Below are 13,986 nucleotides of genomic sequence, written 5' to 3'. Positions count from 1 at the left end.
AAAGGAGCGAACAATGATTCCCAGCAATGAACAAATTGCCGATTTGATCCGGCCCGACAGCGTTCATAAAAGCGTGTACACCGACCCTGTTCTCTTTCAACTCGAAATGGAGCGAATTTATGGGCATGCCTGGATTTATGTGGGCCATGAGAGTCAAGTAAAGAACCCTGGCGATTACCACACAACCCGGATCGGCGACCAGGATGTGGTGATGGTTCGTGCGCCTGACGGCAAAGTAAACGTCCACTACAACCGCTGCCCTCACAAAGGCGCAAAGTTGGTGGCGGACGGTGACGGCAATGTCGGCAAATTCTTCCGCTGCCCCTACCACGCCTGGACATTCAAGTTGGACGGCACTCACCTGTCGGCGCCGCTGAAGAGCGGCTTCGAGGGCACATGCTATGACCCGAAACATCCGGATTTCTCCATGGCCAGTGTGGCCAGGGTCGATAGCTACCGCGGCTTCGTATTCGCCAGCCAGGCGTCCTACGGCGAAGACCTGAAGACGTTCCTTGGCGGCGTCGTCAGCTCCATCGACAACATGTGCGACAGATCTCCGGTGGGTGAGCTTGAAGTAGCGGGCGGTATTTTCCGCGTCCAACAACGTTCCAATTGGAAAGTTTTCTACGAAAACCTCCACGACACCATGCACGCACGTGTCACCCACGAGTCATCAGTCGATGCAGCTCGGGAACAGGCTGAAGCCATCGGCGAGATGCCGTTCGAACTGCTGATCATGGATGGCAATGGCGAGCCCTATGACTTCTGGGAAAAGCTGGAACTGCGCGCCTACCATAATGGCCATGGCTACATGGAGGCGATCTTCGATCCGGATGCCGCCGAGAAGGACGAAGTTTCCCGCGCGCACTTTGAATGTTTGAGCGAAGCCTACGGAGCGGACCGCGCCCGTGAAATCATGGGCATGAACCGCCATAACACCGTGATTTACGGCAGCGGATCGCCTCATACCGTCTTCATGCAATTTCGGGTTATCCGCCCGGTTGCTGTCGATAAAACCATGGTGGAGATCCAGACGTTCCGCTGTAAAGGTGCCCCAGATGTAGTGTTCGATCGGGCACTAACTTACGCCAACGTCATCAACTCCCCCTCTTCCAATGTCATGCCGGACGACGTTGAAGTGTATGCACGCTGCCAGGAGGGCAACATGACCCGAGGCGGCAACTGGATCAGCATGCACCGTTATGTCGGCACCGACACCCTTCTTGAAGACGGTGCAGTCTCTACCAATGGCACCAGCGAACTGCCCATGCGTAATCAGTTTGCAGCCTGGAAAAAGTTCATGACCGGAACAATTATCGCCAAGGAGAGCAATAATGTTGCTTGACCGCGCTTTCAACGTAAATACATCCGACCTCAAGCCTGCACTTGCCGAAGAAGCCACCCTTCGCTCGGTCGAGCAGTTTCTGTTTAAGGAAGCTCGTCTGCTGGATACATGGAAGTTCTGGGAGTGGGACAAACTCTTTACCGACGATGGCATGTATTGGGTGCCGCAAAAGCATAACCAGGTAAATCCTTTCGATCATATTTCCCTGTTCTGGGAAAACCGCATGCTGCGCGAGACGCGTATTCGTCGCGTGGAGAATGCGCGTAACTGGTCACAGCAACCACAAACTCAAACAGCGCACCTGGTTGGGAATGTGTGCATCGAAGGTCTGGACGAGGATGATTACCTTGTGGTCAGCGCGGTGTTCCAAGCCACGGAATGGCGCTTGGATCAACGTCAGCTCGCCGGGCGTTACACCTACAAACTTGCCGGCAATAAAGTGGAAGGTTGGAAGATCAAGCTCAAGCGTGTTGACCTGGTCAATTGCAATGATGTGTTTGCCAACCTGGAGGTATTTGTCTGATGGAGCGGCCCGTGGTTATCGCGCTCCACTATCAGAATGATGTCCTGCATCCGGAAGGACGTATCAAGGTAGGCATGGACGAAGATGGGGCCGTTCGCGCGAATCTGATTGCCTCTGCGACGGCATTACTTCGTGGCGCGCGATTAAACGGCTGGCCCATCCTCCATGCGCGTGTCGCGTATCGAGGTGATTACTCCGACTTGATTGCCAACGCGCCCATCTTGAAGAACGTAAAGAAGATAGGTGCCGTGATTGACGGCACGTGGGGCGCCGAATTCCTCGACGCGTTGAGCCCCCATGAAAACGGCAGGGAATTCATCATTACCCACAAGCGGATCAATGCGTTTTACGGGACGCATGGGGAAGCACTTCTAAACATGCTTAACGCGAGGACGCTGATCATTGCCGGCGTGGCAACTCATTCGGTAGTGGAAAGTACCGTAAGGCACGCCGTGGACTGCGGTTATCACGTAGTCGTCCCTGCAGATGCCTGCTCTGCCGCAGAACCGGCGGCGCATCAAGCGTCGATTAATAGCATGAGCTTAATCGCTGAAATTTCCAGCGTTGACCAATTGTTCAAGGTGCAATCATGAGCCTGACAGGAAAAGTCGCAATCATCACGGGAAGCACCCAGGGACTTGGTCTGGATATTGCTAAAGTCATGATAGCCCAAGGGGCGGAAGTCATGCTGGTTGGTCGCAACGCCAGTGCCGGAAGAACATTATGCGACGAGCTGGGTCCATGGGCTTCCTATACAGAGTGCGACGTGGAAAACGATCAAGATATTGATAAGTGCATTGACAATACAATCAATCAATTCGGGAAAATTGATATTCTGGTCAATAACGCATGTATCTACACTGATTTGGGCATCCAGTCTTCAAGGGAAGATTGGCACAAAAGCCTGAACGTCAACGTCATCTCTGCCGCCATCTTCGTGCAAAAAGTATCTCCGCTTCTAAAGCCTGGCAGCACGATAGTGAACATCACCAGCACGGGTGGGAAATTCGGTGCAGCAGGCCGCGCACTCTACCCTGCGTCTAAAGCCGCGATGCTTCAATTGACCAAGAATTTCGCCGTGAGCTTGGCACCCAGGGGCACGCGCGTGCTGAGCGTCTCACCGGCGTGGACCTGGTCCCCAACCGTAGCCAACCTGACCAATAACGATATTGCGCTCGCTGACCGCGTCGGCGCTGACTTCCACCCTCTAGGGCGTATCGGACGCGGTGAGGAAGTCGGGAATGTGGTCGCTTTTCTCTGCACACCCGGCGCCTCTTGGATGACCGGTGTGGATATACCTGTAGATGGAGGTTTTTCCATCCTGGGTCCAGACAGAGGTATATCACCTCGTGTGTGGTTCCAGCGTCATTCCGATTCTCAATAGTTTGATCGAGAGGAACATAAAAATGGGCGAATTCATCGGTATCCAGACCCTGGACAAAGCACAAACGTTTCGCGGCTATCTTGCTGTTCCCGCGAGCGGAAAAGGCCCGGGACTGGTTCTTGGTCAGGAAATTTTTGGCGTCAACGCAAATATGCGGGCCGTTGCAGACCTCTATGCTGAAGAGGGATATGTGGTACTGGTGCCCGACCTGTTCTGGAGAATGGAGCGGGACGTCGACCTCGGTTACACGGAACAGGATTTTGCAAAAGCGATCGATTTCTTCCAGCGCCTGGATTTGGATCTGGCTGTTGATGATATTTCTGCATGCTTTGCCAAGCTCAAGACCCTGGACCAGGTCGAAGGTGATGACTTGGGTTTCGTCGGTTTCTGCATGGGCGGCAAACTGGCGTATCTCACGGCCACACGCACCAAGGCTGCTTGCTCCGTCGGTTTCTATGGCATGGGTATCGAAAACTATCTCGACGAAGTGGATAACATCCAGGGGCGGCTGGTTCTTCATTTTGCCGAAAACGATGCTTACTGCGACGCCCGAGCCCGCGCCAAAATCAGCTCAGCATTAAAAGGCAGTAAAGGCTCGGAGATCTATGTCTATCCGAATGTCGACCATGCTTTTGCACGTGTAGGTAGTGACCACTTCGACAAACCCGCTGCCCTTATGGCCCACGAAAGAACCATCGCCGCGTTGAAGCGGGAGATTGGTCCAAACTTCAACCTTTCTGATTTGTGGGACGAGCATGTAAAGCATGAGTTCGATACTCGGGACGTTCCTGCAACGATGGCAACCATGGTCTCGGAACCCTACGTCAACCACATTCCGACGATGACTGGTGGGGTTGGCAGCAAGCAACTGAGTCGTTTTTATCAGCACCACTTTGTCCACGGAAACCCGCCGGACATGAAACTGATCCCCCTTTCCCGGACGGTCGGTGCGCTCCAGATCGTCGATGAATTCATCATGTGTTTTACCCACACGACGGAGATCGATTGGATGCTCCCGAACGTGGCGCCTACCGGAAAGTATGTCGAAATCCCCATGCTGGGGGTCGTCCGATTCAGGGGCGACAAGCTCTATCACGAGCATATTTACTGGGATCAAGCGAGTCTGCTGGTCCAGGTCGGTCTTCTTGACCCGAAAGGCTTGCCTGTCGCAGGCGTGATCACTGCGCAGAAGCTTCTGGATGAGGCACTGCCTTCGAATACGCTGATGAATAATTGGAAGAATAGCGAAGCCTTGTAATGCGCCGCTGGAGAGTCCTAAGGACAGGGACGCGCAGCCCATATCCAGTTCGTTACTTCAACAATAATTTACTGCGCAAACATGACCCATAGGTGTGCTGCAATGACCGACTTAGCCCTAAAAGACCTAAAAATCTACCACCCTTATATCAATGGTAAATCCTGGCAGAGCGAAGACCAGCCGGAACAGGTCGTGATTAACCCCTACACCCAAAAAGCTATTGCACGTGTGAAGCTTGCAACGGCAGCAGACATCGATAGCGCTATCGCGTCAGCCTTCGAGGCGCAAAAGGCCTGGGGGAAAACCCTCGCCAAGGAGCGCGAAGCCATTCTCTGCCGTGCTGCGGACATCATCGAACGTCGTCGAGGCGACATTGCGAAGATCCTCATCGAGGAAGGTGGCAATGTGTTCGGCAAAGCCATGTTCGAATGCGACTACATGGTCAGCACATTTCGTATAGCGGCAGGACAGGCGCGGGATATCCGTGGCGAAACCATGCCTGCCGATGGTGCGGGTCGTATCTCGATGTCCATAAGGCAGCCGCTGGGTGTCATTGCGGGCGTTGGTCCTTTTAACGCACCGCTGCTCTTGAACGGGAAAAAGCTTGCACCAGCCCTGGCCGCCGGGAACGCGTTCCTAATGAAGCCTGCCCCGCAAACCCCGCTGATTGGTTTGCTCTTCGCTGAGATTCTGGAAGAAGCCGGCGTCCCTCCAGGCGTGTTCAGCGTGCTGCCCACTACCAATGAAGCGTTAGGGGATAAGTTCTTCTCAGACAAACGCGTGAAAATGGTGACCTTCACGGGGTCGGCGAAAGTCGGTCGGTACCTGTCCGAGCTGGCAGGGAGGTTCCAGAAGCGAATTGTCCTGGAACTTGGCGGCAAGAGTCCCATCGTCATCCTCAATGATGCGAAGCTGGACTATGCCGTCAGCGCCGCTGCATTCGGAATTTTCTTCAACCAGGGCCAGGTGTGCATGGCCAACTCCCGGATCATTGTCGAAGACGGCATTTATGAGGCGTTTTGCACTGCGTTCGTTGAGAAAGTCCGCTCCATTCGGTGCGGTGATCCTACCGACCCCACCACGATAGTGGGTCCACTGATAAGCGCCAACCAGTGCGAATTTATCCGTGGTCAGATCGACGACGCCATTGCCAAAGGTGCAACTCTGCTGACGGGTGGTGAATATCTGGGAAACCTGTTCCAACCCGCCGTATTGACCGACGTCACGCCGTCGATGGCTGTCTATGATGAAGAGAGCTTCGGACCGTTGGTTTCCATCTACAAGGCCAAAGACTTCGAGCACGCCATTGAGCTGGCAAACGATACTTCCTACGGCCTTTCTTCAGGCATCGTGACAAACGATCTTCAGAAGGCATTCGATTTCGCACTTCGTATCGACGCGGGTTCGGTACATATCAATGATAATTCTTTTGACGACGACCCCAATGCGCCTTTCGGAGGTTTCAAGGATAGCGGTCACGGTAAGGAAAATGGTCGTTATTCAATTCACGACATGACCGAGCTTAAGTGGGTGACTTTACAACTGGGGGAGCGTGCCTTCCCTATCTGATGAGCAATGTATGGCCCCATCCTGTCGGATTGGGGCCATTGCACTAAACCACACAGTCGCTGGAGATGGGTTTCAGAAGACGGAAATAATGAGCACTGAGCGAGAACTACTATTTCCGAGAAATTTTACGCGTAAAAAATCGTTTAACTGGAAATGGAGTGACCTCACCGAGTTGGTCAACCGAGGAAAAGGCTAGCGTGAATAGCTAGTTTTGATTTTTTGATAGTCGGTGTGAGGCCTACCCATTAGGAATGGAAGTCCGCCGCAGATGAGCGTTTATGTTTTCAATCCACATAGCAAAAGCTTCTATCGCCCTGTAGACGCAGCATTGCGCTGGTGCAATCTCACTCGCTACGAATCCCAAATAGTTCAGGCGGATTGGTCTCAGCCCGAGAAGCTTGCAGTCCTATTTCCCCAATGGCCCAATCTTCACATGGCTTTCGAAAGGATTTTAGACGCCATACGCAATGGTGAGCTGCCGTATGGCTGTCTCGGCATTTCTGTTCCTTTGGGAAGCTATGTAGAGCCCTATCAACTGACCATACGCCATTCGGACTTACGCCGTTGGATGGAGATTCATTACCCCGACCACAAGCCCAGTTTCTTATTCGAGTCTGGTGAAGATGCGCCTTCAAAGGTCAGTCTAGGAACTTTTCTCTCCTTGAAAGCAGATCGAGATGAGTTATCGAGAGCGTTCAAAGCGCAACAGCATCGCATTCAAGAAATCTTGGGAGAGCTCCAGTCGATTGGACTTGAAAGAGATGATCTCAAAGCCTTGGCCAAAACGAATGGTCAACTCAGCGAGCGCAGCGAACTGACCTATCACAACATCATTGGGGCATTGGTCAGCCTTCTCTTGGACCGTTCGCCTGCCGGAAAACCTCTTTCGGTATTCACGAATCAAGCAGCCATCGTTGACGCCATTGTCGCCCGCCACAAAGATGTCCCCGGCCTCAGCAAGCGCACGCTGGATGAAAAGTTTGCCGTGGCCAATCGTAGCCTCAAGAAAAACAACTGATCCAGTCAATTGCGTTGCAATGGGCTTGATTGCAATGCAATGACTCATCCCGCCTTGTGCGATTCAATCCATGTCACTTCCCACCACGCGCCAATTGGCGCCAGGAGTGACTAACATGTCCAACCAACCTGTCACCTCAGTTGAAGCACCTCAACCCCAACGCCACATCATGCGACGTGACGAGGTTGAACAAAAAACCGGCTTCAAACGTGCGCACATTTACAACCTAATGAAGGAAGGCAAGTTTCCGCGGGCGAAGCGTATTGGACTGCGCGCAGTTGGCTGGGACTCACTGGAAATCGAGCACTGGATTGCAGAACGCCTTTCGCGACAGGAGTGAGGTGATGCACGTGGTCTCTGTGGTTTCCACCAAGGGTGGGGTAGGCAAAACTACAGTAGCGGCCAATCTTGGTGGTCTGTTGGCCGACGCTGGCCTGCGTGTTCTGCTCTTGGATCTGGATAGCCAACCCACCCTCTCCAGTTATTATTCATTGAGCCAGAAAGCTCAGGCAGGTGCGTACGAGCTCATTGCACTCAATCTAACAATACCTGAACGAATAATTTCTAGGACTGCAGTCGTCGGTCTCGACCTGATTTTCTCCAACGACGATCAAGGTCGACTGAGCACCTTGTTGCTGCATGCCCCTGACGGACGACTGCGCCTGCACAATTTGCTCAACGAGTTGTGTCTCAATTATGACCTGCTTTTGATCGATACTCAGGGAGTACGCAGTGTACTGGTGGAAATGGCAATCCTGGCCTCCGATCTCGCCCTCTCTCCCATCACGCCGGAAATGCTCGCTGCCCGCGAAATGCGCCGGGGCACCTTGACGCTACTGAGTGAGCTCGAACCGTTTCGCCATCTAGGTATAGACCCGCCGCCGTTACGGCTCTTACTAAACCAAGTGAACGTCAATCGACTGGACACCCAGATGATCATCCGGAGCCTGCGGGCGACTTTCGCAGAGGCTACCAATATCTCGGTGCTAGACACTGTAATCCCGGACAGGGTGGCGTATCTCAATGCCGCCTCCCTCGGCTTACCGGTCCACCGAATAGACGCTCGCCCGTCGAGTAAACGCCGACGCTCGCAATCTGCGCTAGAAGTCATGCAGGCGCTGGCCATCGAATTATTCCCTGAATGGCGTGAAGCGATCTCTTCGGTAATGAGGTGTGCGGAGCCTCGATAAAAAATCACCCAATCAGCATTTCACCGATTTTTTTGTTTGATCGACCTTGAAGCAAATAGAGCTTGGTAAGGAGTTTTCTAATGTTGGATCAGTTTCCTATCGTTGTTCAGCCTTCCATTCGACCACGCGACGCGGCTTGCGAGGAATACTGCACCGTGGTTTTTCGTTTGCAAGGTGGGCGCTCGGCAATGGTGTGGTTCCTCGCAGAACTCTCCGAACATTTCGAAGGTTCAGGGACTGCCGAAATCGTGAAATTCGAGGTCGGTGACCATTTACATAGCCGACGTTAACCGAGGCGGTTGAGATGAAGAAGCTCAGTCAGGAGGAAATCACCGACAAGCTGCACCAGGACCACTTCACTCGAGGTCCAGAACTGGAACGCCTGTCCGATCCCGTCATAGACACTCCCATGCTGGTCACTCTGGAACAGTTACGTCCCTACGAACACAACCCACGCTTCATTCGTAACCCGCTTTATGACGATATCAAGGCATCGATCCGTGAACGCGGGCTGGATCAACCGCCACCGATTACCCGTCGCCCGGGTGAAACCTCTTTCATCATCCGCAACGGCGGTAATACGCGCTTAGCAATTCTCGGCGAGCTGTGGCAGGAAACTCGCGACGAGCGTTTCTTTCGGATTCACTGCCTGTTCCGACCTTGGAGCAATGAAACCAACACCCTACTCGGCCATCTGGCGGAAAGCGACCTGCACGGCCAACTCACGTTCATCGAAAGGGCCCTGGCAGTAGCCAAACTCAAAACCATGCTTGAGTCGGATGGCCCAGAGCTCTCACAACGGGAGCTGGCTCGACGTCTTGCCGCTGGAGGCTATCCGGTTTCGCAGTCGCATATCAGCCGGATGCTGGATACCCTCGAACACTTATTACCTGCCATTCCACAAACTCTGTATGCCGGCTTGGGTAAGCCTCAGATAGAACGTCTGATCGGTCTACGTAGTCAGGCTGAGCGAACCTGGAACCGCTATCCAACCGCCACAGTCGCGTTTGCAGAGTTCTGGCTGGAGACAATGGGCTACTTCGATAGCGATCCTGAATCTTTTGATCTTGAGCAGATCCAGGACGAATTGCTCGAACGCATGAGCCACTTTCTCGGACAGTCCTACCGTATGCTGGCCCTGGAGCTGAGCGATACCCAACGGGGCGTCTCTACGCCTTGGGCTGTCCCCACCACGCCCTCAGAAAGCAGCCATCGGCCAAGCGTGCATGAAACTGCGGCAGAGTTGCCCTACTCCGATACAAAACCCGAATCAACTGATGCCAAGAGCAAGATAGAGCCAATTTCAAAGGAACGGCTCAACGAACCCGAAACAAATACTTTACCTGCGGTCAGTCACCTATCACGCGTTCAACAGATTCGTGAGCAAATCGATCGCGAGATCATTACCGAAGCGGAGTCTTCATTCGAAACTTGCACAATCGACGACCTCTGGACCATCGCACCAACGCTGGATACGCCCGAACAACTGCGTTTAAGCATTGCAGGACTGGCTCGGGAAATGGCGGCCTATGCCGGAGATGCCGAGTGCATCATAGATCAAAAGCATGGCTTGGGCTTCGCGTTGGACATTGAGCGACTCGATCTTTCAGCACCTCGCTCGACCGGCGTTCACCTAATGCTCCTGGCCCTGCTACGCGCTCAAGACGAGGTGAACTGGGAAGATCGCAAGCAAATACCTTCCGCACTATTCGGGCAACTGTTGTTAGGGGTCTATCAACTCTATCTGCCAGATCGACCAGTCACGGACGTGGGGCTGGAGCGACTGCCTGACAGTCTGTTGATTAAGCTGTTTCGCCTGATACGCCTGGCCCGACGTCTAATCGACTTAACGCTTCCCCCTGAAGCGGAGTCACCGGAGAAGTTGCTATGAGCTTGTCTTTCAATGTGCTCAACCAAGCCATGCTGACTCAGGTGCTGCATGAGCTGCGCCTGGGTAATCTGCAACGCTGCAAAGCACTCGGACTGGGTGAGGACGACATCTATCTGTTGCAATCCTTACCGCCCACCACGCTGTCGCGCCTGGCCCATGCCACAGTGTCATGGGTCGAGGTCAAGATCGACTCGTCGTTGCTGCATCGGTTGATCGAGCAAGCCGAACGCGACGAGCAGAACGAGCGCTTGATCAATCGCGCGCTCAAGCTAGGCGCCAGCAGCACTATCATGTACCAATGCTTCGGCTTGGCGCATTCGGAAACCGCCCTGCGCCGAAGACTACTCAAGATAGAAACCCGTAAGGGCCGCCCTCAGCATTTGAGCGAAGCGCAGGAACATGCGCTTTGGCAGCGTTGGTGCCAGCTACGCGCTCAAGACGGTACCGGGGATCAGCTCGACGCCATGATGATGCTGGCGGAAGAGCAACAAATCAGCTTGACTATCGTTTGGCAGCAGATCAACCAATACAGCAACGGAACATGAACACCGCACTTTCCAGTCGCTGGCAGCGTGTCCTGCAGCAATGCACCCAGCAGCTGAGTGACCGCAGGCCCGCACGCGCTACCACTGAACAACCATCCAACCAGGCTCTGCAGACTGGCTTTCTGTTCAGTGGCCAATCACATGAAGTCGTGCCGCGTCGCCTGCTGTTGGATCATCGGCTGACACCATTGGAACGTAATGCCTGGCAGGTATTTCGACTCATGCTCCAAGGCCAGGGCGTGATCACACCGCGCTATGAGGATTTGCAGCCTTACCTCTCTAGCGTGCCCTACAGCGCGTCAACCTCACGTGAAACCATCGCTCGCGTCTTGACGATGCTCAGGCTGACGCGCTGGCTCAGCTTGGTGAGTCGCGGGCGCGATCAGCTCAGCGGACGCCTGCAAGGTTCTCTGTACGTCCTGCACGATGAGCCGTTAACCCCCGCCGAAGCCATGGAACTGGATCAGGAGTACCTCGAGCTGGTCGGACATGCCCTCGGTCATGCGACCAAGGCTGTACGCATTGTCGCTCAGCATGTTCTGGAAGAAGTTCGCCAGGACACTCGTATCGATTTAGGTCAGCTACCCACACGGCTCGATAGTTGGGGCGAACACTGGATGCAGCAAGGATTGGATCAGGCAATCGACGCCAGCATGCGCGATTCCGAACTGGGGGAAGATCACCTTGTTCGGAATCGTGTGGTACCTCGTTCGGATTCCGAACCGAGCCTGAACACCAATGTTTCCGGCGCTGTTCGGAATCCGAACGCCGCCTGTACCGTATTAAAAGAAAGTACTTGTACTGTACCGCGCGCGACCCCGGCGGTGGATAACCTGCACTGGCCCGATTCGCTGCACATGAGTCCAAGCGAGCGTCAGGCCGTTGCCGTGGCGCTGAACAAGCTCAAACCCGCGGATCGTCAGGCGGTGCTCAATGAAGCGGGGGCACGCTGTACGGCTGGAGGTATCCGCAAGCCAGCGGCGTATCTGATGGGTCTGATCCAGCGCGCACTGAACGGCGATTTTCGGCCTTGGGCAGGTCAGATAGCGCCCTCACCCGTTACCGAACCGCCCCCCAATGCACCATTACGCCCACCCCGAAAGCAGGGTCAACCCGCCTCCGCCCTCGCCCAAGCGTGTCTGAATGAGCTGCGGCAACTGCGCGGAAAACGCCCTGGACCTCAGTAGATTTGATGCCAGTGGCATCAAATCTACTGAGGTCTAATGGGAGTTCGCAAAGGATCGAATCTGCGCAGTCCGGCCGTTACAGCCATCGCCATCCCTGGAAATGATGCCACCGACGTCACTCACGAACGTCTCCGAAAATAACCCGATCAAACCGAACAGACCGCATTCAGCTTTTTGGCTGCCCTTGACCCTCATCTGTTGCAACGTTTCCGTCCAAGCCAACGCGAGGACAACATTGTGGCCGACCACTATCAACTCAATCTGGGTTCATTGCGCAGCAGCATCACCCTGACCCTGCACACTCACCACGCCGCCCGTATCTGGCAAGGTCGAAACGCACGTGAAGGCGTCCACTCGATCATGGGCATGGCCGGCTACATCAGTATCACCAACCTGATCAAACAAACCGCGGCCCAGGACGATCCCTATGCCGACTGGGCCATGGTGCAACTCGAAGAAAAACTGATGCAGGCCAAGGCTGGGATGCTGGAACTGACCCAACAGCTGGATCGGATCAGGCAGGACCTACCGACACAGATCGACATGGGCGACAACCTCAACATCCACCCCGTCACCTTGCCGTTGTACATCGGCAGCCAGCTGGGTTTTCTGGCGGTCTACTTGCTGACCGACTACGACACCCTGGTACGTCGTACCCTATTGGCCCATCACACAGCCCTGATTGGCCGCGTCGACATGGAAGCCTGGATCGACGACGGTGCCCATCTGCTGCGTAGTCTGTTCGGTCAGGCACAGCGCTATCGGCATGCCGGCGTCACGCGTGATGACATGGCGGCGAACAACGCCCGTGCCCTGGCGGCCATCGAGAAGTTGGGTTTGCCCCCGATGGACATTCTTGAGGGGCATCGCCGCTCCCAGTTCGCGCCACCGATCATTCGTCGTGGTGCTGTGCCAGTGAATGACAATGACGCGCTGGCAGAGGAAGCAGAAACCCCATCTGCGACAGTGGATGAGTCGGAGGACGAAGGATGAATCCCATGATCCCGGCTCAACCAATGCCCTTCGAAGCATTGACACCGGATGCCTATCGACAGCTCGAACACGCCGCCTCCCTAAAAGGCCTTTTAAAGCCCTTTAAGGGTAAGGGGGAGTTGGAGCACCTGGCGCAGGTGGCGAGGGAAATAGAGGCGCAGTTATGTCACCTGATGGAGGCAGTGGTGCAGCAGACCGGACAGCCCCCTTACTCACTGCTGGAAATTCGATTAGTGCTGCAGAGCACCAGTGCGGGCAGCTCCTTTTTGCGTTGGCGCACCCGTGACTTCGCCCGCATGGGGGTTGCGGTCTGGGAACACCAGGTCTGCAACAAAGCCCTGCCGCAGGTCGTACGCGAGGGATTGCACCGTTTCGAATGCGATCGCATTGCACTGAACCTACAGATGAGTGTGGTCCATTCGCTCTACCGCCAGGCCTCGACCTGTGCGATCAAAATAGACAGCGCCGAACGGCTGCTGCGCCAGTTCACAACCGCAGTGGAGGTATCACGATGAGTACTTTTTTCGTCGGCGAAGGCAATATCGGCAGTGCGCCAGAGTTCCAAGAATTTCCATCAGGCAATGACGAGCCACGGCGCTTGCTGCGGCTGAATGTCTACTTCGACAACCCCGTGCCACGCGAGGGCGGCTATGAAGATCGAGGCGGTTATTGGGCGCCGGTTGAGCTCTGGCACCGCGAGGCTGAACACTGGAGCACGCTGTACCAGAAAGGCATGCGCGTGCTGGTTGAAGGCCGCTCCGTGCGCGATGAGTGGGAGGACAGCGAAGACAACGCACGGGTCACCTTCAAGATCGAGGCCCGCCGCGTCGGTATCCTGCCTCATCGCGTGCTCAGCATGGTCATGCGGGACCGCTCCAGTGAACCGTCGTCATCTGCCTCACCCGCCGGGCAAAATACAGAGCAGGCCAGTTCACCTGCGTCGAAACCCAAAAAGCGCAGAGGATAGCCACCTACGGGCTGACAGACTTCAGACATAAAAATTGCGCCTTTGCGCGAAGTTGCTGGCCTATTATTACTCGCTGCTCGTGAAGACCCACACTGTCGTCCATGCTAAAATGGAGG

16 protein-coding genes are annotated in these 13,986 nt (G+C 54.8%); all 16 read left to right on the top strand.

Going from position 1 to position 13,986, the window contains the following annotated elements; all coding sequences use genetic code 11:
- The first annotated feature begins 13 nt into the window (after positions 1 to 13).
- Entirely contained in the window at positions 14 to 1,345 is a 1,332-nt protein-coding gene (locus AC07SU_RS10820; protein ID WP_101270277.1) for an aromatic ring-hydroxylating dioxygenase subunit alpha, read from the top strand.
- Positions 1,335 to 1,868: an aromatic-ring-hydroxylating dioxygenase subunit beta gene (locus tag AC07SU_RS10815; RefSeq protein WP_101270274.1), complete on the top strand. Its 534-nt coding sequence runs from the start codon at positions 1,335 to 1,337 to the stop codon at positions 1,866 to 1,868. Before AC07SU_RS10820 ends, AC07SU_RS10815 begins: the two co-directional genes overlap by 11 nt.
- 11 nt (positions 1,869 to 1,879) lie before the next feature.
- The gene (locus AC07SU_RS10810; protein WP_253397388.1) at positions 1,880 to 2,461 is read left to right on the top strand and encodes a cysteine hydrolase family protein; all 582 of its coding nucleotides are present in this window, start codon (positions 1,880 to 1,882) and stop codon (positions 2,459 to 2,461) included.
- The gene (locus tag AC07SU_RS10805; protein ID WP_101270269.1) at positions 2,458 to 3,252 is read left to right on the top strand and encodes an SDR family oxidoreductase; all 795 of its coding nucleotides are present in this window, start codon (positions 2,458 to 2,460) and stop codon (positions 3,250 to 3,252) included. The genes AC07SU_RS10810 and AC07SU_RS10805 overlap by 4 nt, the downstream gene beginning before the upstream one ends.
- Before the next feature lie 22 nt (positions 3,253 to 3,274).
- Entirely contained in the window at positions 3,275 to 4,510 is a 1,236-nt protein-coding gene (locus tag AC07SU_RS10800) for a dienelactone hydrolase family protein (protein ID WP_101270267.1), read from the top strand.
- A gap of 102 nt (positions 4,511 to 4,612) precedes the next feature.
- Positions 4,613 to 6,079, top strand: a complete 1,467-nt coding sequence (locus tag AC07SU_RS10795; RefSeq protein WP_101270265.1) for an aldehyde dehydrogenase family protein — start codon at positions 4,613 to 4,615, stop codon at positions 6,077 to 6,079.
- 268 nt (positions 6,080 to 6,347) lie between these two features.
- Positions 6,348 to 7,097 (top strand): hypothetical protein, encoded by a 750-nt coding sequence (locus tag AC07SU_RS10790; RefSeq protein ID WP_101270262.1) that lies wholly within the window; start codon positions 6,348 to 6,350, stop codon positions 7,095 to 7,097.
- Between the two features lie 115 nt (positions 7,098 to 7,212).
- Positions 7,213 to 7,437, top strand: a complete 225-nt coding sequence (locus AC07SU_RS10785; RefSeq protein WP_101270259.1) for an AlpA family transcriptional regulator — start codon at positions 7,213 to 7,215, stop codon at positions 7,435 to 7,437.
- 4 nt (positions 7,438 to 7,441) lie between these two features.
- On the top strand, positions 7,442 to 8,287 hold the full coding sequence (locus AC07SU_RS10780; RefSeq protein ID WP_101270257.1) for a ParA family protein: 846 nt from the start codon (positions 7,442 to 7,444) through the stop codon (positions 8,285 to 8,287).
- 80 nt (positions 8,288 to 8,367) lie between these two features.
- Positions 8,368 to 8,577, top strand: a complete 210-nt coding sequence (locus AC07SU_RS10775; protein ID WP_101270254.1) for a hypothetical protein — start codon at positions 8,368 to 8,370, stop codon at positions 8,575 to 8,577.
- A gap of 14 nt (positions 8,578 to 8,591) precedes the next feature.
- A complete protein-coding gene (locus AC07SU_RS10770; protein WP_101270252.1) occupies positions 8,592 to 10,178 on the top strand; it encodes a ParB family protein in 1,587 nt (528 codons plus the stop codon).
- Positions 10,175 to 10,723 carry a DUF2857 domain-containing protein gene (locus AC07SU_RS10765; RefSeq protein WP_101270250.1) on the top strand — a complete coding sequence of 183 codons (549 nt, stop codon included), beginning with the start codon at positions 10,175 to 10,177 and terminating at the stop codon, positions 10,721 to 10,723. Before AC07SU_RS10770 ends, AC07SU_RS10765 begins: the two co-directional genes overlap by 4 nt.
- Positions 10,720 to 11,910: an STY4528 family pathogenicity island replication protein gene (locus AC07SU_RS10760; RefSeq protein WP_101270247.1), complete on the top strand. Its 1,191-nt coding sequence runs from the start codon at positions 10,720 to 10,722 to the stop codon at positions 11,908 to 11,910. Before AC07SU_RS10765 ends, AC07SU_RS10760 begins: the two co-directional genes overlap by 4 nt.
- A gap of 237 nt (positions 11,911 to 12,147) precedes the next feature.
- Positions 12,148 to 12,903, top strand: coding sequence for a PFL_4669 family integrating conjugative element protein (locus AC07SU_RS10755; protein WP_494996990.1), 756 nt, complete (start codon positions 12,148 to 12,150; stop codon positions 12,901 to 12,903).
- The gene (locus AC07SU_RS10750; protein WP_101270240.1) at positions 12,900 to 13,418 is read left to right on the top strand and encodes a DUF3158 family protein; all 519 of its coding nucleotides are present in this window, start codon (positions 12,900 to 12,902) and stop codon (positions 13,416 to 13,418) included. Before AC07SU_RS10755 ends, AC07SU_RS10750 begins: the two co-directional genes overlap by 4 nt.
- Positions 13,415 to 13,870, top strand: a complete 456-nt coding sequence (locus AC07SU_RS10745) for a single-stranded DNA-binding protein (protein ID WP_101270238.1) — start codon at positions 13,415 to 13,417, stop codon at positions 13,868 to 13,870. The genes AC07SU_RS10750 and AC07SU_RS10745 overlap by 4 nt, the downstream gene beginning before the upstream one ends.
- Positions 13,871 to 13,986 lie beyond the last annotated feature (116 nt).

It is taken from the genome of Pseudomonas sp. GW821-FHT05H12, assembly GCF_059419385.1.
This window is presented reverse-complemented; position numbering and strand designations above follow the sequence as displayed.